This is a genomic window from Microbacterium sp. CIAB417, assembly GCF_022788845.1.
Window position 1 is genome coordinate 814,834 of sequence record NZ_JAHZUT010000001.1, and the last position, 21,154, is coordinate 835,987.

At 69.8% G+C, this 21,154-nt stretch carries 18 protein-coding genes; 13 read left to right on the plus strand and 5 right to left on the minus strand.

Annotated elements, in window-relative coordinates; genetic code table 11:
* Nucleotides 1–95: 95 nt before the first annotated feature.
* The 5 genes from KYX17_RS04035 to KYX17_RS04055 are packed head-to-tail and all read left to right on the plus strand — an operon-like array spanning nt 96 to nt 5,180.
* On the plus strand, nt 96–1,361 hold the full coding sequence (locus KYX17_RS04035; RefSeq protein WP_243225562.1) for an RNA polymerase sigma factor: 1,266 nt from the start codon (nt 96–98) through the stop codon (nt 1,359–1,361).
* The gene (locus tag KYX17_RS04040; protein ID WP_243225563.1) at nt 1,361–2,674 is read left to right on the plus strand and encodes a MurT ligase domain-containing protein; all 1,314 of its coding nucleotides are present in this window, start codon (nt 1,361–1,363) and stop codon (nt 2,672–2,674) included. Before KYX17_RS04035 ends, KYX17_RS04040 begins: the two co-directional genes overlap by 1 nt.
* Nucleotides 2,671–3,426, plus strand: a complete 756-nt coding sequence (locus tag KYX17_RS04045; protein ID WP_243225564.1) for a type 1 glutamine amidotransferase — start codon at nt 2,671–2,673, stop codon at nt 3,424–3,426. The genes KYX17_RS04040 and KYX17_RS04045 overlap by 4 nt, the downstream gene beginning before the upstream one ends.
* Before the next feature lie 13 nt (nt 3,427–3,439).
* Nucleotides 3,440–4,141, plus strand: coding sequence for an alanine racemase C-terminal domain-containing protein (locus KYX17_RS04050; protein ID WP_243225565.1), 702 nt, complete (start codon nt 3,440–3,442; stop codon nt 4,139–4,141).
* A 1-nt stretch (nt 4,142) separates the two neighbouring features.
* The gene (locus KYX17_RS04055; protein ID WP_243225566.1) at nt 4,143–5,180 is read left to right on the plus strand and encodes an alanine racemase; all 1,038 of its coding nucleotides are present in this window, start codon (nt 4,143–4,145) and stop codon (nt 5,178–5,180) included.
* On the opposite strand, the gene KYX17_RS04060 is transcribed toward KYX17_RS04055, so the two are convergent.
* Nucleotides 5,181–5,396 (minus strand): hypothetical protein, encoded by a 216-nt coding sequence (locus KYX17_RS04060; protein WP_243225567.1) that lies wholly within the window; start codon nt 5,394–5,396, stop codon nt 5,181–5,183.
* A 180-nt stretch (nt 5,397–5,576) separates the two neighbouring features.
* On the opposite strand from KYX17_RS04060, the gene KYX17_RS04065 reads away from it, so the two are divergent.
* A complete protein-coding gene (locus KYX17_RS04065; protein ID WP_243225568.1) occupies nt 5,577–7,655 on the plus strand; it encodes a type IIA DNA topoisomerase subunit B in 2,079 nt (692 codons plus the stop codon).
* A 74-nt stretch (nt 7,656–7,729) separates the two neighbouring features.
* Here KYX17_RS04065 and KYX17_RS04070 read toward each other — a convergent pair whose 3' ends face one another.
* A complete protein-coding gene (locus KYX17_RS04070; protein ID WP_243225569.1) occupies nt 7,730–10,174 on the minus strand; it encodes a DNA topoisomerase (ATP-hydrolyzing) subunit A in 2,445 nt (814 codons plus the stop codon).
* 47 nt (nt 10,175–10,221) lie between these two features.
* On the opposite strand from KYX17_RS04070, the gene KYX17_RS04075 reads away from it, so the two are divergent.
* Nucleotides 10,222–11,343 carry an alkaline phosphatase family protein gene (locus KYX17_RS04075; protein WP_243225570.1) on the plus strand — a complete coding sequence of 374 codons (1,122 nt, stop codon included), beginning with the start codon at nt 10,222–10,224 and terminating at the stop codon, nt 11,341–11,343.
* A 152-nt stretch (nt 11,344–11,495) separates the two neighbouring features.
* Here the strand turns inward: KYX17_RS04075 and sepH are convergent, their stop codons facing one another.
* Nucleotides 11,496–12,533, minus strand: coding sequence for a septation protein SepH (gene sepH, locus KYX17_RS04080; RefSeq protein WP_243225571.1), 1,038 nt, complete (start codon nt 12,531–12,533; stop codon nt 11,496–11,498).
* Between the two features lie 198 nt (nt 12,534–12,731).
* Between sepH and KYX17_RS04085 the strand changes: the two genes are divergently transcribed.
* A complete protein-coding gene (locus KYX17_RS04085) occupies nt 12,732–13,025 on the plus strand; it encodes a DUF4193 domain-containing protein (protein WP_120230320.1) in 294 nt (97 codons plus the stop codon).
* Nucleotides 13,026–13,077: 52 nt separating this feature from the next.
* Here the strand turns inward: KYX17_RS04085 and KYX17_RS04090 are convergent, their stop codons facing one another.
* On the minus strand, nt 13,078–13,611 hold the full coding sequence (locus KYX17_RS04090) for a DUF3093 family protein (RefSeq protein WP_374208920.1): 534 nt from the start codon (nt 13,609–13,611) through the stop codon (nt 13,078–13,080).
* On the opposite strand from KYX17_RS04090, the gene dut reads away from it, so the two are divergent.
* From dut to acnA, 4 genes are all read left to right on the plus strand, one after another.
* Nucleotides 13,555–14,025, plus strand: coding sequence for a dUTP diphosphatase (gene dut, locus KYX17_RS04095; protein ID WP_243225574.1), 471 nt, complete (start codon nt 13,555–13,557; stop codon nt 14,023–14,025). The genes KYX17_RS04090 and dut overlap by 57 nt on opposite strands.
* Nucleotides 14,022–14,609, plus strand: a complete 588-nt coding sequence (locus KYX17_RS04100) for a DUF3710 domain-containing protein (RefSeq protein WP_243225575.1) — start codon at nt 14,022–14,024, stop codon at nt 14,607–14,609. Before dut ends, KYX17_RS04100 begins: the two co-directional genes overlap by 4 nt.
* Nucleotides 14,606–15,370: a DUF3159 domain-containing protein gene (locus KYX17_RS04105; RefSeq protein WP_374208921.1), complete on the plus strand. Its 765-nt coding sequence runs from the start codon at nt 14,606–14,608 to the stop codon at nt 15,368–15,370. The genes KYX17_RS04100 and KYX17_RS04105 overlap by 4 nt, the downstream gene beginning before the upstream one ends.
* Before the next feature lie 108 nt (nt 15,371–15,478).
* Entirely contained in the window at nt 15,479–18,355 is a 2,877-nt protein-coding gene (gene acnA, locus KYX17_RS04110) for an aconitate hydratase AcnA (RefSeq protein WP_243225576.1), read from the plus strand.
* Between the two features lie 60 nt (nt 18,356–18,415).
* On the opposite strand, the gene KYX17_RS04115 is transcribed toward acnA, so the two are convergent.
* A complete protein-coding gene (locus tag KYX17_RS04115) occupies nt 18,416–19,012 on the minus strand; it encodes a GNAT family N-acetyltransferase (protein ID WP_243225577.1) in 597 nt (198 codons plus the stop codon).
* Between the two features lie 195 nt (nt 19,013–19,207).
* Between KYX17_RS04115 and dxs the strand changes: the two genes are divergently transcribed.
* The gene (dxs, locus tag KYX17_RS04120; RefSeq protein ID WP_243225578.1) at nt 19,208–21,148 is read left to right on the plus strand and encodes a 1-deoxy-D-xylulose-5-phosphate synthase; all 1,941 of its coding nucleotides are present in this window, start codon (nt 19,208–19,210) and stop codon (nt 21,146–21,148) included.
* Nucleotides 21,149–21,154: the final 6 nt, after the last annotated feature.

Consider the following 21,154-nt stretch of genomic DNA (forward strand, 5'->3'; position numbering starts at 1 on the left):
GTCAAGACACGGCCTGAACGCCGCGGACTTGACAAGGGTCTTACTAGTGTCCGAAAAGTTCCGAGCGGGTCGCACCCGCTCGTGAGAGGCGAAACGTGACCGCTGCCACGACCAAGACATCCCGGACGAAGAAGGCCGCCGCCGACGCCGAGGCCGTCGAGCCCGAGGAGACGGCGACGCCCGCCAAGGGCAGGACCGGAGCCAAGGCATCCGCCAAGAAGGCCGAGAAGGCACCCGCCAAGAAGCGCAAGAAGGCCGATGACGAGGACGTCGTCGACGAGGAGGACGTCGAGACGCCCGCCGCCGCGCCCGAGGCCGCCGACGAGACCGAGGATGACGAGGACGGCAAGAAGCCGGCCTTCACCGAGCCTCTTCCCACCGGCGCGATCGTCATCTCGTCGAACGACGACGAGGACGTCCCGGTCTACTCGACCCAGATCACGGGCGCGACGGCCGACCCCGTCAAGGACTACCTCAAGCAGATCGGAAAGGTCGCCCTGCTGAACGCGGCCGAAGAGGTCGAGCTCGCGATGCGCATCGAGGCCGGTCTGTTCGCCGAGGAGAAGCTGTCCGCCATGTCCGCCGCGGAGAAGTCCAGCCAGCTGGGCCTCGACCTGCAGTGGGTGGCCCGCGACGGCCAGCGCGCCAAGAGCCACCTGCTGGGCGCCAACCTGCGACTGGTCGTGTCCCTCGCGAAGCGGTACACCGGCCGCGGCATGCAGTTCCTGGACCTGATCCAGGAGGGCAACCTGGGTCTCATCCGCGCGGTCGAGAAGTTCGACTACACCAAGGGCTTCAAGTTCTCCACGTACGCGACCTGGTGGATCCGTCAGGCGATCACGCGCGCCATGGCGGACCAGGCCCGCACGATCCGCATCCCCGTGCACATGGTCGAGGTCATCAACAAGCTCGCCCGCGTGCAGCGTCAGATGCTGCAGGATCTCGGTCGCGAGCCCACTCCGGAAGAGCTCTCCAAGGAGCTCGACATGACCCCGGAGAAGGTCATCGAGGTGCAGAAGTACGGCCGCGAGCCGATCTCGCTGCACACACCCCTCGGCGAGGACGGCGACAGCGAGTTCGGCGACCTCATCGAGGACACCGAGGCCGTGGTCCCGGCGGACGCCGTGGGCTTCACGATGCTGCAGCGCCAGCTCGAGCAGCTGCTCGACTCGCTGTCCGAGCGCGAGGCGGGGGTCATCCGCATGCGCTTCGGTCTCGGCGACGGTCAGCCCAAGACCCTCGACCAGATCGGCGACACGTTCGGGGTCACGCGCGAGCGGATCCGTCAGATCGAGTCGAAGACGATGGCGAAGCTGCGGCACCCCAGCCGCTCGCAGTCCCTCCGGGACTACCTCGAATGATGGCGGCCGCTCCTCAGGCGCGGTCGGCGGGTCCCCGGTACATCGTCCCGGTTCTGGCGGGCAAGCTCGCGCGCTTCGCGACGCGTCTGCGCGGCGGCGGATCGGCGTTCCCCGGTTATCTCACCAACCGGATGGCGCCGACGCTGCTGCCCACGCTCGCGGGCCAGTTCCGTTACGGCGTGATCTTCGTGCTCGGGTCGAACGGCAAGACCACGACCACGCACATGATCAGCGAGGTGCTCCGCGCGCACGGCCTGCGCGTGTTCACCAACCCCACGGGGGCCAACCTGCCGCAGGGCGTGACGAGCGCGCTGCTCGCCGATGCGACGCCGACCGGCCGGATCTCCGCCGACGTCGCGGTCCTTGAGATCGATGAGGGATACGCCGCCGATCTCGCCGACCGTCTCTCGCCGTCGGTGATCCTGTCGTTGAACGTGCAGGTCGATCAGCTGTTCCGATTCTTCGAGACCGAGCGCGTGGCGGACATGATGCTGGACGCCTCGACGCGGGCGTCCGGTCATGTCGTCGTCAACCGGGACGACCCGTACCTCTCCAAGATCGACGTCGACGCGATGAAGGCCCCGGTGTCGTTCTTCGGGATCTCCGAGGAGATCGTCGCGGCATCCGCGCACGGCCTGTCCAACGCGGCTGACACGCGCAGCGGCACCGCCGGCACGATCGCGCGGGACGCGTTCGCAGAGGTGCGCGAGGTGTCGGGGCGCGAGATCGTCGTGAACGTCGGCGGTGCGGACGCCCGCATCACGCTGCCCGCGCGCGGCCTGCACTACGCGGCCGACGCAGCGGCGGCCCTCACGGTCGCCGCGCGCGTGCTGGGCGACGAGTTCGACGCCGGCCGCGCCGCCGCCGGCTTCGCCACCATGGCACCCGCCTACGGCCGCGGTGAGGTGATCCCCCTGCGAGGGAACCCGGCGGGCGAGCAGGTCGAGTTCGTCATGTTCAAGAACGCGCCGAGCCTGCAGATGAACCTGGATGCCCTCGACGGCACGCCCGAGCGCGCGCTCATCGCGATCGACGACGGAACCCCCGACGTCTCCTGGCTGTACGACGTGGACTTCGCCCCGCTGCCACGTGTGGATGTCGTCACGGGGGAGAAGGCCCACCAGCTCGCCCTCGCCCTCGCCTACGCGGGCGTCGAGATCGGCACGGTCGAGCCCGACATGGAGAAGGCCGTGGAGATCATGCGCTCCTTCCCCGAGACCTCGTCGGGACGCCAGATCTGGTTCGTCAACTATGAGCTCATGATGATCGGCCGCCGCATCCTGGGGCTCGGAGAGCAGGAGACGCGCCGATGATGCAGATCACGATCGCTCAGCTGTACCCGGCCGAGCTCGGCGTCACGGGCGACCGCGGCAACGTCCGCGCGATCGAGCGGCGCTTCGAGGCGCACGGGGTCGACACCGTCACGGTGCTCGTCGCGCCAGGAGAGGAGCTGCCCGCCGATCTCGATGTACTCGTGATCGGGAACGGCCCGCTCTCGGCGTTGCGCGGTGTGCACGCCGACCTGACCGCTCGGAAGGACCGGATCGCGGCGTTCGTCGCGGACGGCGGCGCGCTGCTCTCCGTCGGCGGCTCCGCGGAGCTGCTCGGCGAAGGAGTCTCCGTCTCCGGTGGTGAGGACGTCACCGGGCTCGGCGTCCTGCCGTACCGGGTGGCGCGCGTGCGGGATCGCCGTGTCGGCTACATCATCGTCGACACTCCGGACGGACCCGTCGTCGGCTTCGAGGACCACGCCTCGGAGTGGACGCTCACGGATGCCCAGGCCGCCTACGGCACTGTGCGGGAAGGCCACGGCAGCTACGCGCGCGGCGATCGGCGAGGCGAGTTCGTCCGCCGCGACAACGCGTTCGCGTGCAACGTGCAGGGGCCGCTGCTGCCTCTGAACCCGGCACTCACCGAGCTGATGATCGGCACGGTCGCCCGGCGCCGCGGATTCGAGCTGGCACCGGCCGTCGCCGGCGATCTCGACGAGTACGCCGAGGCCGCGCGCACGAAGATCCTCATGCGCCCGACCCGCGACAAGGGCTTCAAGACCATCCAGGTGTGACGGAGGGGATCCGGTGACATCCGCTGCGAGCCGCGCTCTGCCGCGCGCCGTGCTGTCGCGCAGTGCGCTCGAAGCCGCCGCGGCCGCCGCGGCCGATGCAGGCGGGTCCTGTGCCGACCTGCGTCGCGACGCCTGGGGCCACGGCCTGTCCGAGGTCGCCGCGGCGGTCGCCGCGCACGGCATCCGGGTCCTCGTCGACGATGAGGACGCCGTGCGGGTGCTCCGCCGGCACGACATCGCGGCCGTGACCTCGGGAGAGCCGGATCTCGACCCCTTCCTGCTGTACGGACTGCCGGACGAGCGGGGGATGCTGCGCACCGACCCGGTCATGCGCCTCACCGGACGGGTGATGTCGATCAAGCCGCTGCGTGCCGGCGAGGCGGTGTCGTACGGCTACACCTTCCGCGCGGAGTCGGACACCACCATCGCGCTCGTGACCGGCGGCTACGCGCAGGGCATCGTCCGCGCACTGGGGAATCGCGTCGAGGTCCAGGCCGCCGGCGTGAAACGCCCGATCGTGGGACGCGTCGCGATGGACGTGTGCGTCGTCGACCTGGGCGACGCTCCGGTGGAGCCGGGGGCCGAAGTGACCTTCTTCGGCGGTCGCGGACCGGTGCGCGGTGAACTGGCCCGCTGGGGCAACGCGACCGGGCTCACGATCCCCGAACTTGTCACAGTCGCCGGGCTGCGCGCTCGGCGTGAATGGGAGGCGTGAGATGGGACCCGTGCTGGAGATCTCCCGACCGGCTTTCCTGGCCGATGTCGCCGCAGTGCGCGCCCGGATCACCCCCTCGCAGCTGATGCTCGTGGTGAAGGACGACGCATACGGACACGGCATCTCCTGGTCCGCGGAGGCGGCGGCCGATGCCGGAGTGGAATGGTTCGGGTCCTACGACGTACCGGCAGGTCTGCGCGTCCGCGAGGCGATCGGCGGCCGTGGGCGGGTGTTCGCCTGGGCGACGTCGGAGGACGAGGATGTGGCGGACGCGGTGGCGCACGACATCGACCTGGGCGTCGGCACCCGGGACTACCTCGCGCGCATCCGCTCGGTGGCGGCGCGCCTGAGCCGCACGGCGCGCGTGCATCTCAAGATCGACACCGGCCTGCACCGCAACGGCGTGCGCCCGGAGGAATGGGCGGATGCCGTCGCCGAGGCCCGCGCGGGCGAGGACGAAGGGTCTGTGCGTGTCGTGGGCATCTGGAGCCACATCGCCGAAGCCGGCGACGCCGAGGACGACGCCGCTCAGGAGCGATTCCGCGGAGCCGTTCGACAGGCGCAGGAGGCCGGGCTCGCGCCGGAGGTGCTGCATCTCACGGCCTCCGCGGCGTCCTGGTGGCGCCCAGAGCTGCGGGAATCCGTGTCCCGCATCGGCGCCTTCTGCTACGGCATCCGGTCGGCCGACGGTCCCGATCTCGACGGCATCCGTCCGATCGCGACGCTGTCCGCGCCCGTGGTCGGCGTCGAGGACGGCAGCGTCCGGGTCGGACTCGGTTCCCTCGACGGCTATCCGTCGACGCTGGCCGGGGCGAGCGTCGGTACGCCAGTCGGTCCGGTCACGGTCCGCAGGGTCGACCTCGACACGCTCACGGTCGACGCGTGGCCGGGAGCGGCGATCGGCGACCGCGTCCGGCTGTTCGGACCGGGCGATCAGGGCGAACCCAGCGCGACCGACCTCGCCGAACGGATCGACACCGTCGGCGAGGAGATCCTCACGCGACTGTCGCCGAGGGTTCAGCGGGTCGTGACCGGCTGATCAGGCCTCGATCAGGCGCGCCGTCTCGTCGTGCCAGCTGGTGGCGACGCTGCGCAGCTTCTCTTCGTACTTGCGGCCGTGGTGGGCGCAGAACAGCAGTTCCGAGCCGTTCACGACAGCGGCGATGTACGCCTGAGCGCCGCAGGAGTCGCAACGGTCCATGGCGGTGAGCCGATACTCGACCGCGGAGGTCTCGCGTTCCGTCGTAGCGTTCATCTCGGGGCCTCCTCGTCGTCGGGTTCACTGGGGGACGTGCTCAATACAACCACGCTCCGCCTGGGTGCATGCCCGGATCGCGGCGTGTTTCGCTCAGCGCGTACGCGGGAATGCCGGGCCTGGGCGGCACGGGGAGTGTCGGCGGGGCCGGGGGCGTCGCGACGCGTAGAATCGAAGACTGTGACCGCCGAGTACTCCGCCCATCATCTCCAGGTGCTCGAGGGCCTCGAAGCGGTCCGCAAGCGCCCCGGCATGTACATCGGGTCGAACGGGTCCCCGGGGCTCATGCACTGCCTGTGGGAGATCATCGACAACTCCGTCGACGAGGCGGTCGCGGGCAACGGCTCCCGCATCGACATCATCCTGCACGCCGACGGCAGCGTCGAGGTGCACGACCGAGGACGCGGCATCCCCGTCGACATCGAACCCCGCACGGGGCTCAGCGGCGTCGAGGTCGTGTACACCAAACTGCACGCCGGCGGGAAGTTCGGCGGCGGATCGTACGCGGCATCCGGAGGTCTCCACGGTGTGGGCGCCTCGGTGGTGAACGCCCTGTCCGAGCGGCTCGACGTGGAGGTCGACCGCGGCGGCAAGGTGTACGCGATGTCCTTCCACCGAGGCGAGCCCGGCGTCTTCGCCGACACCGGGGAGAAGCGCCCGGACGCTCCGTTCACCCCGTTCGAGGAGAAGAGCGAGCTGCGCATCGTCGGCAAGGCGCCGCGCGGCGTCACCGGGACGCGCGTGCGCTACTGGGCCGACCGGCAGATCTTCACGAAGGACGCCGCGTTCCAGCTCGCCGAACTCGAGACGCGCGCGCGGCAGACCGCGTTCCTGGTCCCGGGGCTCGAACTGGTCATCCGTGACGAGCGCGGCGAGACGCGCAACGAGACGACGTACCACTACGAGGGCGGGATCTCCGAGTTCGTGGAGTACCTCGCCACCGACGCCCCCGTGACCGACACGTGGCGTCTGCAGGGCGAGGGCAGCTTCACCGAGACCGTCCCAGTGCTGCAGGCGAACGGGTCGATGGCGTCGCAGGAGGTCCGGCGCGACTGCCGCGTCGACATCGCGCTGCGGTGGGGCACCGGCTACGAGACGACGACCAGATCGTTCGTCAACATCATCGCCACGCCCAAGGGCGGCACCCACCAGCAGGGCTTCGAGCAGGAGCTGCTGAAGATCCTGCGGTCGCAGGTCGAGCAGAACGCGCGGCGCCTCAAGGTCGGCAACGACAAGCTGGAGAAGGACGACGTCCTCGCCGGCCTCACGGCGGTGCTCACGGTCGAGGTTCCCGAACCGCAGTTCGAAGGTCAGACCAAGGAGGTCCTCGGAACGCCCGCCGTGCGCCAGATCGTGGCGCAGGTGGTGCGCAAGGAGCTCGGTGCCCGGTTCAGTTCCACGAAGCGGGACGACAAGAACCAGGCCTCCCAGCTGCTGGACAAGATCGTCGCCGAGATGAAGGCCCGCGTCTCGGCGCGCGCGCACAAGGAGACCCAGCGGCGCAAGAACGCCCTGGAGTCCTCGACGCTGCCCGCCAAGCTCGTGGACTGCCGTACGAAGGACGTGGATCGCAGCGAGCTGTTCATCGTCGAGGGGGACTCGGCGCTCGGGACCGCCAAGAACGCACGCAACAGCGAGTTCCAGGCGCTGCTGCCGATCCGGGGCAAGATCCTGAACGTCCAGAAGGCGTCGATCGGCGACATGCTGTCGAACGCGGAATGCGCCTCGATCATCCAGGTGATCGGCGCGGGCTCCGGTCGCACGTTCGACATCGATGCGGCTCGGTACGGCAAGGTGATCCTCATGAGCGACGCCGACGTCGACGGCGCTCACATCCGCACGCTCCTGCTCACCCTCTTCTTCCGCTACATGCGCCCGCTGATCGAGGAGGGGCGCGTGTTCGCCGCCGTCCCGCCGCTTCACCGCGTGATCGTCATCAATCCGGGATCGAAGCCGAACGAGACCATCTACACCTACAGCGAGCAGGAGCTGCACAACCTGCTGACGAAACTGCGAAAGCAGAACAAGCGCTGGCACGAGCCGGTTCAGCGCTACAAGGGGCTCGGCGAGATGGATGCCGAGCAGCTGGCGACCACGACCATGGACCGTTCCGGCCGTCTGCTGCGTCGCGTCCGGATGGAGGATGCCGAGGCCGCAGGGCGCGTGTTCGAACTGCTCATGGGCAACGAGGTCGCGCCGCGTCGGGAGTTCATCATCGACTCCGCGGACCAGCTGTCCCGCGAGTCGATCGACGCCTGAACGTCGTCGCTCGCACACTCAGCCGGGTTGTTCGCCGCCGGCGAGCGGGGCACCGCTCGACGCGAGCGCGCGACTCAGACGACCGGGCGGCCGATCGAGCCGATGACGCCGTCGACGGGCTGCCCCGAGGCATCCCGCTTGGCACCGGGGACGGGCAGCGCGCGCACCGCTCCGTCAGCACCGACCGCGTACGCCGGCTGGTCGCCGACCCACGCCACCGTAAGGCGGTCCTCGCCCTTCAGGAAGGCGTGCGCACGTACTCCGCCGGTGGCGCGACCCTTGCGGGGGTACTCGGAGAAGAACGAGACCTTCGCACGGCCGGCATCCGTTCCGGGGATCATGCCCTCGGCTCCGGAGACCGTAGCGACCACGGCCTCCTCATCGGTCGTCACGACGCCGAAGTGGAGCACCGCGGCCCCGGCGCCGAGCTTGATGCCCGCCATACCGCCTGCGGGCGCACCCTGCGGCCGGACCGCCGAGGCCGCGAAGCGCAGCAGCTGGGCGTCGGTCGTGACGAAGACGAGGTCGGACTCGTCGGCAGCCACGGCGGCACCCACCACGGTGTCCCCGTCCTTCAGGCCGATGATCTCGAGCTCCGGACGCACCGGGAGGGTGGCGGGGACGACGCGCTTGACGGTTCCCTGCGCCGTGCCGATCGCGAACGGTGTCTCGGAGCTCAGCGGTACGAGGGCGACCACGCGCTCGGTGCGCGTCGTGATTCCCAGGTAGTCCCGCAACGGCGTCCCCGCGCCGAGCTGGACGGAACTCGCCGGCACCGACGGAAGGTCGACGGGGGAGAAGCGCAGCAGCCGTCCCGTCGACGTCAGTGCCCCGAGCTCGCCGCGCACGGTCGCCTCGACCGTGGACAGGATGGCGTCGTGCTTGCTGCGTCGCGGCGGGCGGCTGATCTCCTGTCCCTCGACGAGATCGACGCGCACGGCACGACCGGTCGTCGACAGCGCCACGAGGGTCGGCGCATCCGCGATCTGGAGGTCGGCCTCTCCGGCCTTGGCGCGTCGCGCGACTGCCGGCTTGGCGTTCATCAGGAGGGTCCGGCGCGGCGTGCCGTAGGCCTCGGCCGCGGCATCCAGTTCCTTCGCAACCTGAGCGCGCAGCAGCGCGTCGCTCGCGAGCAGCTCTCTGAGCCCGGCGATCTCCGCCTGCAGGGCATCCCGCTCCGACTCCAGCTCGATGCGCGAGAACTTGGTGAGCCGGCGCAGGCGCAGCTCGAGGATGTACTCGGCCTGCGGTTCGGACAGGTCGAAGACCTGACGCAGCCGGCCCCGCGCCTGCTCGGTGTCGTCCGAGGAGCGGATGACCTGGATGACCTCGTCGATGTCGAGGATCGCGATGAGCAGGCCCTCGACGAGGTGCAGGCGCTCCTCACGGCGCGCCAGCCGATAGCGGCTGCGGCGCGTGATGACGTCGATGCGGTGCCCGACGTACACGCTGAGCAGGTCGCGCAGACCGAGCGTGCGCGGCTGACCCTCGACGAGGGCGACGTTGTTGATGCTGAAGGAGTCCTCCAGCGGCGTCAGCCGGTACAGCTGCTCGAGGATGGCGTTCGGGTCGAAGCCCGTCTTCACCGTGATGGCGACCCGGAGCCCGTGGTGGCGGTCGGTCAGGTCGGTGACATCGCTGATGCCCTGCAGCTTCTTGGCCTGCACGGCGTCGCGGATCTTCTCGATGAGCCTCTCCGGCCCGACCATGTACGGCAGCTCCGTCACGACGATGCCGGTGCGCCGTGGCCCGAGGGATTCGATCGACACCTTGCCGCGGACCTTCAGCGCTCCACGACCGTTGGTGTAGGCGTCCTTGATGCCGTCCAGCCCCATGACGATGCCGCCGGACGGGAAGTCGGGACCGGGGACGAACTCCATGAGCTCTTCCGTCGTGGCATCCGGATTCTCGAGGAGGTAGGTGGCGGCGGCGACGACCTCGATGAGGTTGTGCGGGGCCATGTTCGTCGCCATGCCCACGGCGATGCCGCTGGCCCCGTTGACGAGGAGGTTCGGGAAGGCGGCGGGGAGCACCGCGGGCTGCTGGAACTGCCCGTCGTAGTTCGGGATGAAGTCGACGACGTCCTCGTCGAGACTGTCCGTGAGCGCCAGCGCGGCGCCGGCGAGCCGGGCTTCGGTGTACCGCGCCGCGGCGGGACCGTCGTCGAGGGAGCCGAAGTTGCCGTGCCCGTCCACGAGCGGCAGTCGTAGAGCCCACTCCTGCGCGAGGCGGACCAGTGCGTCGTAGATCGCGGAGTCGCCGTGCGGGTGCAGCTTTCCCATCACCTCGCCGACGACGCGGGCGCTCTTCACGTGCCCGCGGTCGGGGCGCAACCCCATCTCGGCCATCTGGAACAGGATGCGCCGCTGCACGGGCTTCAGCCCGTCGCGGGCGTCGGGCAGGGCGCGAGAGTAGATGACGGAGTAGGCGTACTCCAGGAACGACCCCTGCATCTCGCTTTCGAGGTCGATGTCCTGGATGCGTTCCTCGACGGGTTCAGCGGGCGAGGTTCTGGGCATGACGGACCTTCGGGCGTTGCACGGGGCTGTGAAAGACTGGCTCGGATATGCCTCTCATGCTACCGTCCGAGTCCGCCGCAGCCCGGAGCGTCGTCGGGGTGGCGGACGACCTGTTCGCCACCGTGCGCGGCGAGGGCACGACGCGCATCCGCTCGGGTGTGCTCGTCGTCGTCGACGGGCTCGGGGCGATCGGCCTGCGCGCGCATGCCGGGCACGCGCGCTTCCTCACCGGTGCGATGGCGAAGCGGGATGTCGCGGCGTCGGTGTTCCCCTCGACGACGGCGGCAGCGCTGACGAGCATCCTCACCGGATCCTGGCCGGGCGAGCACGGTCTGGTGGGCTACCGCGTGCTGGACCGCGAACGCGATCGGCTGGTCAATCAGCTGACGGACTGGGAGAGCGCCGGCATCGACCCGGGTTCGTGGCAGGCGAGCGAGACGATCTTCGAGCGCGCCGCGGCCGCCGGGCACCCCGCCTTCGCCCTCGGCGTCGCCGCCTACGCCCACAGCGGCTTCACGCACGCCACGCTGCGCGGGGCGCAGTTCCATGCGGTGGCGTCGGCGGCCGATCGCGTCGAGACCGCCTACGAACTGGCTGAACGCCACGACGGCGCGCTGGTCTACTGCTACCTGGCCGACGTGGACAAGGCCGGCCACAAGCACGGGGTCGACTCGCCGGAGTGGATCGCGGCGCTGGAGGACGTGGACGCGGCCCTGTCGCGCCCCGTTCCCGAGGGCGTCGGCGTGCTGGTCACGGCCGACCACGGCATGCTCGACGTCCCGGCCCACCGCCAGGCCGTGTTCGACGAGACGGACCGCGGCATGGCGTACATCCGCCATTTCGGCGGGGAGCCGCGCATGCTCCACCTCTACCTCGAGGTCGGCGCGGACCTCGGCCACGTCGCGGCGCTGTGGCGCCAGGACACGGACGGGATCGCCGACGTCGCGACGCGCGACGAGGCGATCGCGGCCGGACTGTTCGGATCGCGCGTGACGGATGCCGCGGCGTCCCGCATCGGAGACCTCGTCGTCGCCGCGCGCGGCAACCGGGCGCTCTACGACGGGACGGCCGAGGACCAGCGCGGCCGCGGCATGATCGGGCAGCATGGTGCGCTGACCCCTGAGGAGCGTCAGGTCCCGCTCATCCGCCTGGGCGCGCTGGCGCGCTGATCTCTCAAGCGGGGTCCTGCAGCATCCGCGTTTCGACTCGTCGCTTCGCTCCTCGCTCAACGAGCGGGGAGGGGTGAGTCCCGTTCGCGTTTCGACTCGTCGCTTCGCTCCTCGCTCAACGAGCGGGACGGTGTAGCAGCCGCGTTCCGGGCTCACTCGTCGGTGCGCGCTCCGAAGACGATCTCGTCCCAGGACGGCATGGCGTTCCGGCGACGCTTGCGCGAGGAGTTCTCCGACGCACTCGGAACGGGTTCCGGTTCCGGCTGCGGCTCGTCGTCGTAACCCGGCTCGAGCGCATCGAACAGCGCGATCGGGTCCGGGGGAGTGACGTCGTCGTGCTCGTCTGCGACAGCGGGCGCACTCTCGCGCTGGCCGCGCCGGCGGCGCAGTGCCTCGAGCAGGTCGGCGGTCTCGGGACTCGTGCTGGAGTGCTCGGGGGCACGCTTGATCGCGGCGTTCTGCGCGGCGGTCGGTGCCCGGTCTGCGACCGCCGGCTCGGTGACGTCCGCCTCGGGATCGGCGACACCGCGCGGGCCGAACGCTCCGGAATCGAAGCGCGTCTCGTCCTTGTACGGGGAGGCGGGGCGTTCGCTCTCGACGGCGCGCAGCCGCGGGATCAGGCCTTCGGGGAGCGAACCCTGGCGGGAGAGCTGAGTGGCGTCCGCGTTCAGCGGCGCGAGCGTGCTGCGGCGGGGGTCGAAGCTCCAGCGCGCATCGTGGTCGACGTCGTTGGCCGTGAACTCGAGCTTGATGACCCAGCCGGACTCCTCCTTCCAGCTCGCCCAGCGTTCACCGCTCGCCTCGACGTCGGAGAGCTTGGCGCGGATCGCGGTGCCGAAGGTGGGCTGCGCGTCCGGCTCGACCTCGCTGCCGATGAGCACGGGGACGGCGAGCGCCTGCCCGACGACGTGCTCGCGCTCGGCGAGCACGGGGCCTTCGAAGCGCTCCACGTCGGCGCGATCGATGCCGAGCAGTTCGGCGACCTCGGCCGCGGCCAGGCCTGAGCGGATGTGCGCCTGGATCTCGCGCGGACTCGCGGCGAGCTTCGGAGCCGCGGGTGCCGCCTGCGCACGCGCGCGTCGGATCTCGGCGCGGAGGAGGTCGTCGATGGGCAGCGCGAAGCGCTGACCGTTCTCGGTGGCGAGGACGAGGACACCGGCCTCGGTGCCCACGATCGTGACGTTTTCCATGCGAATGCCCCTCTGATGGGTGTGCGTTCATGGTGTCACGCGGGCCCCTCGGATGCCGGGAATACCCTGGGCGCGCCGTGAGTTTGATCGGGTGCGATGACCGGCATTTGCGTATTCCGCTCCGGTCGTGCAAACTATGGCCGCCGATTACCCGACGGCGCCCCGCCCACTAGCACCATGAAAGTGGAGATCTACCGCATGGCAACCGACTACGACGCCCCTCGAAAGAGCGAAGACGACTCCGAGTCGATCGAAGCCCTGAAGGAGCGTGTGCCGGACAAGCTCTCCGGCTCGACCGGTGACGAGGACTCCGACAACCCGTCGAGCTTCGACCTGCCGGGAGCCGACCTGTCCGACCTCGAGCTGGATGTCGTCGTGCTGCCTGCGCAGCAGGACGAGTTCACCTGCATGAGCTGCTTCCTCGTGAAGCACCGCTCGCAGCTCGACCACGAGGGCCCGGACGGCCCCATCTGCAAGGAATGCGCGGCCTGATCGCAGCATCCTCAACGCGCCCCGACCTCTCAGGTCCGGGGCGCGTCGTCGTTCAGCCGCGGGCGCGCCGGATCGCGGCGGCCAGCCGGTCGGGGGTGCGGGTCGAGACGGTCCATGCCGTGACCGGGTCGTCGGGATCCGTGTTGGGCACGACCACGACCCCGTCGATCCCGCCCCGGATGAGGTGCCAGCCCGTCGCCGGCAGGCCCGGCCCGCGCGCGTGCTTCGCCTCCTCGCCGGTGAGCGCCACCGGCTCGCCAAGCCAGCGTGCGTCGATGTGCGCGCGGCCCGCGTGAAGGACTCCGGCGTCGACGGACACGACGGGGGAGGCGGCGATCAGCAGTGCGATGACGGCCACCGCCGCCGCGACGCCGATCACGAGGCCGAACGTGGGCGCCACGGGCACGAGGGTGAGGGCGACCATGGGCGCGAGCACGGCGGCGGACGCCAGCAGCCAGAGGCTGGGTGCCAAGCGCTCCCGGTAGCGCGGACGTGTGGCGGGGACCGTGTTCTGCATTAGCCTCGTGGGGTGAGCGATTCCATCGATCTTCCCATTATCGCCTCCGTGGTCCCGCACTACGCCCATCCCGGTGACGCCGGTGCCGACCTCGTCGCCGCCGAGGCGGTGCATCTGGAGCCGGGCGAGCGCGCGCTGGTGGCGACCGGAGTGCGGATCGCGCTGCCGGAGGGATACGCGGCCTTCGTCGTGCCGCGCAGCGGGCTGGCGGCCAAGCACGGCATCTCGATCGTGAACTCGCCGGGCACCGTCGATGCCGGCTACCGCGGGGAGATCAAGGTGAGCCTGATAAACACGGACACCCGCAGCGCGTACGATGTGGCGATCGGCGATCGCATCGCCCAGTTGATCATCATGCCCGTCACCCGCGCCACCTTCATCCCCGTCGAGGAGCTCCCCGAGAGCGTCCGTGGCGACGGCGGCTTCGGCTCGACGGGATACCAGGCGGCCGGTCCGGCCGCAGCTCCAGGGGAGAAGTCATGACAGAGCAGAACGAGCAGTCGGCCAAGTCGGCTCCGGCGGATCGTGCCGTCGAGGGCCCGTTCGACGAGTCCGAGGTGAACCCGGTCCGCCCGTACATCGACCTCGGCGGCATCAAGATCCTGCCCAGGGACGGACTCAACCTCCGCCTCGAGGTCGAGGAGCAGACCAAGAGGATCGTCGCGGTCGGTCTGGACTACGCGGACTCCTCGCTGCAGGTGCAGCCCTTCGCCGCGCCGCGGTCCGGCGGGCTGTGGGACGAGACCCGGGTGCAGCTCAAGGACCAGGTCCGCTCCCAGGGCGGTCGTGTCGAGGAGCGCGACGGCCCGTTGGGCAAGGAGCTGCTCGCGGAGGTGCCGGCGTCGGCATCCGAGGGATCGGGTCTCCGGCTCGCGCGCTTCATCGGCGTCGACGGCCCGCGATGGTTCCTGCGCGGCGTGATCGGCGGCGCCGCGGCCTCCGACCTGGATGCCGCGGCGAAGGTCGAGGATCTCTTCCGCTCTCTCGTGGTCGTCCGCGGCGGTGCACCCATGCCGCCGCGGGATCTCATCCCGTTGAAGATGCCGGCCACGCCCGGCGCCGCGTGAGCGACCGGGGACCCTCCGCCCAGGACCCGGGGGAGGAGGCGGGGAAGGGCGAGCCCGAGCCCCGTGTATCCGACATCCTCGGCGCCGCGCTCGGCGGGGCGGCCCGCAAGGCGGGCATCGACCCGGAGGAGGGCGGCGCGACCCACCGCGTGGTGTGGTCGGCGATCGGCGGCTGGCGCGGCATCCTCGAATCGGTGCTGCCGAGCCTGGCGTTCGTCGTGCTGTTCACGATCCGCCCGGAGCCGCTCATCCTCTCCCTCGGTGTCTCGGTCGGGCTCGCGGCCGTGTTCACCGTCGTGCGCCTGCTCCAGAAGTCTCCACCGTCCGCGGCGATCGGCGGCCTGGTCGCGGCCGGAGCCGCGGCGGCTCTCGCGCTGTTCACCGGGCGGGGCGAGGATAACTTCGTCCCGGGGTTCCTCACCAACACCCTGTACGGCACCGCCCTTCTCGTGTCGGCGCTCGTCGGGTGGTCCCTGATCGGGCTCGCCGCCGGATTCCTCATGGGGGAGGGCACGGCCTGGCGCGGCGACCGGCGCAAGAAGCGGGCGTTCTTCTGGCTCGCGATCGCGTGGGCGGGTCTGTTCTTCGCGCGGCTCGCGGTCCAGCTTCCGCTCTACTTCGCGGGAGACGTCACGGCGCTGGGCACGCTCAAGCTGATCATGGGGCTGCCGCTGTTCGCCCCGATGATCGCCGTGACGTGGCTGGTCGTGCGGGCGCTGTATCCGCGTGGGTCGGCGCAGCGCGACGCCGCCGATTCGTGATAGATTTATCTCGACATCAAGATAAATTGCAGGCTTTCGCGCACGGCTTCGGCGGAGCAGACTGGTTAGGTCCGCCTTGCTAGCCGCGCGGGCTCGCTGGCGAGCAAGATGGAGTCGCCTGTTGCCTCCATCCGAGAAGAAGGAGACGGATTCGTGTCCACGGTGAACAGCTTCGGTGCGCAGAGCACCCTGACGGTCGGCAGCACCGACTACGAGATCTTCCGCATCGACACCGTCCCCGGTTACGAGAAGCTCCCGTTCAGCCTCAAGGTCCTCCTGGAGAACCTGCTCCGCACGGAGGACGGCGCGAACGTCACCAAGGCGCAGATCGAGGCCCTCGGCTCGTGGGATGCCACCGCAGAGCCGAACACGGAGATCCAGTTCACGCCCGCACGCGTGGTCATGCAGGACTTCACCGGCGTGCCCTGCATCGTCGACCTCGCCACGATGCGCGAGGCCGTGACGGCGCTCGGCGGCGACGCCAACAGGATCAACCCGCTCTCTCCGGCCGAGATGGTCATCGACCACTCGGTCATCGCCGATCTGTTCGGCACCGACAACGCGCTCGAGCGCAACGTCGAGATCGAGTACGAGCGCAACGGCGAGCGGTATCAGTTCCTGCGCTGGGGCCAGACGGCCTTCCAGGACTTCAAGGTCGTCCCTCCGGGCACCGGCATCGTCCACCAGGTGAACATCGAGCACCTGGCCAAGGTCATCTACGACCGCACCGTCGACGGTGTGCTGCGCGCGTACCCGGACACGTGTGTCGGAACCGACTCGCACACCACGATGGTCAACGGGCTCGGCGTGCTGGGCTGGGGCGTCGGCGGCATCGAGGCCGAGGCCGCGATGCTCGGTCAGCCGGTCTCCATGCTCATTCCCCGCGTGGTCGGCTTCAAGCTCACGGGCGAGATCCCGGCAGGGGTCACGGCCACCGACGTGGTGCTGACCATCACCGACATGCTGCGCAAGCACGGCGTGGTCGGCAAGTTCGTCGAGTTCTACGGCGCCGGCGTCGCATCGGTCCCGCTCGCCAACCGCGCGACCATCGGCAACATGTCTCCGGAGTTCGGCTCCACGGCCGCCATCTTCCCGATCGACGACGTCACGACCGAGTACCTGCGCCTGACCGGCCGCGACGAGCAGACGGTCGCGCTGGTCGAGGCCTACGCCAAGCAGCAGCACCTTTGGCACGACCCGGCCAACGAGCCCGTGTTCAGCGAGTACATGGAGCTCGACCTCGGGACGGTCGTGCCCTCGATCGCCGGCCCCAAGCGTCCGCAGGACCGCATCCTGCTCTCCGACGCGAAGAGCCAGTTCGAGCAGGACATCCTGAACTACGCCACCGCGAGCACCTCGGACGACCTCGTGGATCTGGAGTCGAAGCACTCCTTCCCGGCCTCCGACCCCGGCTCGGTCCCCGGAGAGGAGGACGCGCACACGCGTCCCGTCCACATCTCCAGCGGCGTCAAGGGCGCGTCCAAGCCGGTGAAGGTCAAGCCCGCCGCCGGCGAGCCCTACGTCATCGACAACGGGGCGGTCACCCTCGCGGCGATCACGTCGTGCACGAACACCTCCAACCCGTCGGTCATGATCGCGGCCGGTCTCGTCGCGCGCAAGGCGCTCGAGAAGGGGCTCAAGCAGAAGCCGTGGGTCAAGACCACCCTCGGCCCTGGTTCCAAGGTCGTCACGGACTACTACGAGAAGTCCGGGCTCGACAAGGACCTCGAGGGTCTCGGCTTCTACACCGTCGGTTACGGCTGCACGATCTGCATCGGCAACTCCGGTCCGCTGATCGAGGAGGTCTCCGCGGCGATCAACGACAACGACCTCGCCGTCACCGCCGTCCTCTCCGGCAACCGCAACTTCGAGGGCCGCATCAGCCCCGACGTGAAGATGAACTACCTGGCCTCGCCGCCGCTGGTCGTGGCCTACGCGCTGGCCGGATCCATGCACTTCGACTTCGAGAACGACGCGCTGGGCACGGACCAGGACGGCAACGACGTGTTCCTCAAGGACATCTGGCCGGCCCCCGAGGAGGTCCAGGAGATCATCGACTCCTCGATCTCGCGCGAGCAGTTCATCAAGCAGTACGCCACCGTGTTCGACGGCGACGAGCGCTGGACGAGCCTCCCGACGCCGACGGGTCCCGTCTTCGAATGGGACGAGGACTCCACCTACGTGCGCAAAGCGCCGTACTTCGACGGCATGACGATGGAGCTGACCCCGGTCACGGACATCTCGGGCGCCCGCGTGCTGGCCACGCTCGGCGACTCCGTGACCACGGACCACATCAGCCCGGCCGGGAACATCAAGGCGGGCACCCCCGCCGCCCAGTACCTGACCGAGCACGGCGTCGCCCAGAAGGACTTCAACTCCTACGGCTCACGTCGAGGCAACCACGAGGTCATGATCCGCGGCACGTTCGCGAACATCCGCCTGAAGAACCAGCTGGTGCGCGCGGTGAACGACGGCAACGAGGTCGAGGGCGGCTACACCCGCGACTTCACTCAGGCGGACGCCCCGCAGTCGTTCATCTACGACGCCAGCCGGAACTACCAGGACGCGGGCACTCCTCTGGTGATCTTCGGCGGCAAGGAGTACGGCTCCGGTTCGTCGCGCGACTGGGCGGCCAAGGGCACCAGCCTGCTGGGCGTCAAGGCCGTGATCACCGAGAGCTTCGAGCGCATCCACCGTTCGAACCTGATCGGCATGGGCGTGGTCCCGCTGCAGTTCCCCGCCGGGGAGAGCTGGGAGTCGCTCGGCCTGGACGGCACCGAGGTCGTCTCGATCTCGGGCCTCGAAGAGCTCAACAGCGGCGTGACGCCCAAGACGGTGCACGTGACGGCCGCTCCCAGCGAGCACTCGCCCGAGGGCAAGCAGGTCGTCGAGTTCGACGCCGTGGTGCGCATCGACACCCCCGGTGAGGCGGACTACTACCGCAACGGCGGAATCCTGCAGTACGTGCTGCGCTCGCTCGTCTGATCACGCGACCCATCGCATCGCCCCGTTCGGCCCCGGCCGGGCGGGGCGATGCGTTTGCGGCTACGCCGCGCTCCCATCCGGCACGACACGACGCATCACCCATCGCCACTTCGCGATGCGCCGATCCCGCACGAATCCCAGCTCGGTGAACAGCGTCTCCGGCCCGGTGTGGAAGTACGCACCGCGTTGGGGCTTGCGGTCCTCGACCTGCTCGGGATACGCCTCGACGACGCCGCCGCCCGCCTGGGCGATCGCGGACAGGGCGGCGGTCACAGCCGCCCTCGCGACGCCGGCGCCGCGGTGCCTGCTTCCGGTGAAGAGGCACCCGATGCGCCACTCGGGCGGTTCGCCCGCACCCGACGCATAGGCGGCCGGGTTCTTGATGTCCGGCAGCTCCGCCGGCGTGCCGAACTGGCACCAGCCGACGCAGTCGCCGCCGTCGTAGACGAGGACCTGATGCACGGTGCCGCGTCGCACGTGACGTCTCTTCGCATCGCGGTTCTGCAGGGCGGTCTCCCCGAAAGGCTCCGGGTGGAAGCCGATGCACCAGCATCCGCCCCAGACGCCGTTGCTGGCCTCGACGAGGGCCGCGAAGTCGTCCCAGGTGTCGTCCGTGAGCATGCGCGTCGTGAAGACGCGTTCGGTCGTGTCGGACATGCGTTCCGCCTCCTCGTCGGACCCGATGCCCCCAGTGTCGCGGGTCGGACGGGGGAGGGCAACGCCTGTCGCGATCGTCAGACGCACGACGTGCGCGCGTCGCGGCCGCACCGGATACTCAGGACCCGGAGATAGACTTGAGCACGTTCGCACGGCACACCGCCGCGCACGTCGTCGAGTCGCGGAGGAGCGTCCATGCCGATCCTGCCGAGCATCACCGGCCCCCGAGATCTTGATCGGCTCACGCCCGCGCAATTGAGGGAGCTCGCCGACGAGATCCGCGAGTTCCTCGTGGAGAACGTCTCGCGCACCGGAGGGCACCTGGGGCCGAACCTCGGCGTCGTGGAGCTCTCGATCGCGCTGCATCGAGTCTTCCGTTCCCCGGACGACCCCATCATCTTCGACACCGGCCACCAGTCCTACGTGCACAAGCTCCTCACCGGGCGTCAGGACTTCTCGCAGCTCCGGGTGCGCGGCGGCCTCGCCGGCTACCCGCAACGGGCCGAGAGCGCTCACGACGTCGTGGAGTCGTCGCACGCGTCCAGCTCACTGAGCTGGGCCGACGGCGTGTCGCGCGCTCTGACCGCCACCGGTCGCGCTGACCGCCACGTCGTCGCGGTGGTCGGCGACGGCGCGCTGACGGGCGGGATGACCTGGGAGGCGCTGAACAACATCACGGACGACAACGACCGCAACCTGGTGATCGTCGTCAACGACAACGGACGCTCCTACGCGCCGACGATCGGTGGCATGTCGCGCTATCTGAACCGGGTGCGCACGGCCGCCGCGTACAAGGACCTGCACCGCAGGTCCGACCGCTTCTTCCGGGTGTTCGGTGCCTTCGGGCGTGCACTGTTCCGCGGGGTTCGCGGGGGAACCCACGGTTTCCTGTCGCGCTTCACGAACAACGCCGCGCTGTATTCCAATCTCGACATCAAGTATCTGGGGCCCGTCGACGGTCATGACCTCGGCGCGCTCGTGGAGACGCTCGAGCTGGCGAAGTCCTACGGGGCGCCGGTGATCGTGCACGCCATCACCGAGAAGGGACGCGGGTATCAACCCGCACGCGACGACGAGGCCGACCAGTTCCATGCCGTCGGTCGCATCGATCCGGCGACCGGCGAGACGCTGTCCAGCAGCGGTCAGGGCTGGACGGACGTGTTCTCCGAATCGCTCGTGCAGGTGGGGGAGCGCGACCCGAAGGTGATCGCGATGACCGCGGCGATGCTGCGCCCCACCGGTCTCGCACCGTTCGCGGAGCGGTTCCCCGACCGGGTGTACGACGTCGGCATCGCCGAGCAGCATGCGGTGACTGCTGCGGCCGGGCTCGCCTACGGGGGCCTGCACCCTGTCGTAGCCCTGTACGCGACGTTCATGAACCGTGCCTTCGACCAGGTGCTCATGGATGTGGGGCTTCACAAGGCCGGCGTCACATTCGTGCTCGACCGGGCCGGTGTCACCGGCCCCGACGGCCCGAGCCACCACGGAATGTGGGATCTGGCGATGCTGCAGATCGTGCCGCACATCCGGATCGCCGCGCCGCGCGACGCGCCGCGGCTGCGCGAGGCCCTGGACGAGGCCGTCGCCGTGGACGACGCGCCGACCGTGATCCGCTTCCCGAAGGGGGACGTCGCCGCCGAGCTGCCGGCGATCGAGCGTCTGGAGGACGGCGTCGACGTGCTCGCGCGCGGCGAGGCGGAGGACGTCCTGCTGGTCGGCATCGGGCCGTTCGCCGCACTCGCCGTCGACGTGGCGGCGCGTCTGCGTGCCCAGGGGATCGGGGCGACCGTGATCGATCCTCGCTGGGCGATCCCCGTGCAGTCGTCGGTCATCGACCTGGCGCGCCGCCACCGGCTGGTCATCACGTTGGAGGACGGCATCCGCGTCGGCGGGATCGGGACGCGCGTGCGTCAGGTCCTGCGGGAGGCGGGAATCGACACGGCCGTGGACGAGCTGGGCCTCCCTGACGAGTTCATCGATCACGCGTCGCGCGACCAGATCCTCGCCGACGCCGGCCTCACGGCCTCGAAGATCGCCCAGGACGTCGTCTCGCAGGTGCTCGGCATCCGCATCCCTGTGGCGCGCAACGCCGGCGAGACCGGGACGATCGATCTGCCGCTGCACGAGAAGCGCTGAACCGGA

What these genes read in the sequence shown, in the direction of transcription:
- KYX17_RS04090 (WP_374208920.1), bottom strand. Translation starts at nt 13,611, where the DNA reads ATGGGCGTAGTGCGGGACCACGGAGGCGATAATGGGAAGATCGATGGA.
- KYX17_RS04040 (WP_243225563.1), top strand. Translation starts at nt 1,361, where the DNA reads ATGGCGGCCGCTCCTCAGGCGCGGTCGGCGGGTCCCCGGTACATCGTC.
- KYX17_RS04100 (WP_243225575.1), top strand. Translation starts at nt 14,022, where the DNA reads ATGACAGAGCAGAACGAGCAGTCGGCCAAGTCGGCTCCGGCGGATCGT.
- KYX17_RS04115 (WP_243225577.1), bottom strand. Translation starts at nt 19,012, where the DNA reads ATGTCCGACACGACCGAACGCGTCTTCACGACGCGCATGCTCACGGAC.
- KYX17_RS04060 (WP_243225567.1), bottom strand. Translation starts at nt 5,396, where the DNA reads ATGAACGCTACGACGGAACGCGAGACCTCCGCGGTCGAGTATCGGCTC.
- KYX17_RS04075 (WP_243225570.1), top strand. Translation starts at nt 10,222, where the DNA reads ATGCCTCTCATGCTACCGTCCGAGTCCGCCGCAGCCCGGAGCGTCGTC.
- KYX17_RS04085 (WP_120230320.1), top strand. Translation starts at nt 12,732, where the DNA reads ATGGCAACCGACTACGACGCCCCTCGAAAGAGCGAAGACGACTCCGAG.
- KYX17_RS04070 (WP_243225569.1), bottom strand. Translation starts at nt 10,174, where the DNA reads ATGCCCAGAACCTCGCCCGCTGAACCCGTCGAGGAACGCATCCAGGAC.
- acnA (WP_243225576.1), top strand. Translation starts at nt 15,479, where the DNA reads ATGGAGTCGCCTGTTGCCTCCATCCGAGAAGAAGGAGACGGATTCGTG.
- dxs (WP_243225578.1), top strand. Translation starts at nt 19,208, where the DNA reads ATGCCGATCCTGCCGAGCATCACCGGCCCCCGAGATCTTGATCGGCTC.
- sepH (WP_243225571.1), bottom strand. Translation starts at nt 12,533, where the DNA reads ATGGAAAACGTCACGATCGTGGGCACCGAGGCCGGTGTCCTCGTCCTC.
- KYX17_RS04055 (WP_243225566.1), top strand. Translation starts at nt 4,143, where the DNA reads ATGGGACCCGTGCTGGAGATCTCCCGACCGGCTTTCCTGGCCGATGTC.
- KYX17_RS04045 (WP_243225564.1), top strand. Translation starts at nt 2,671, where the DNA reads ATGATGCAGATCACGATCGCTCAGCTGTACCCGGCCGAGCTCGGCGTC.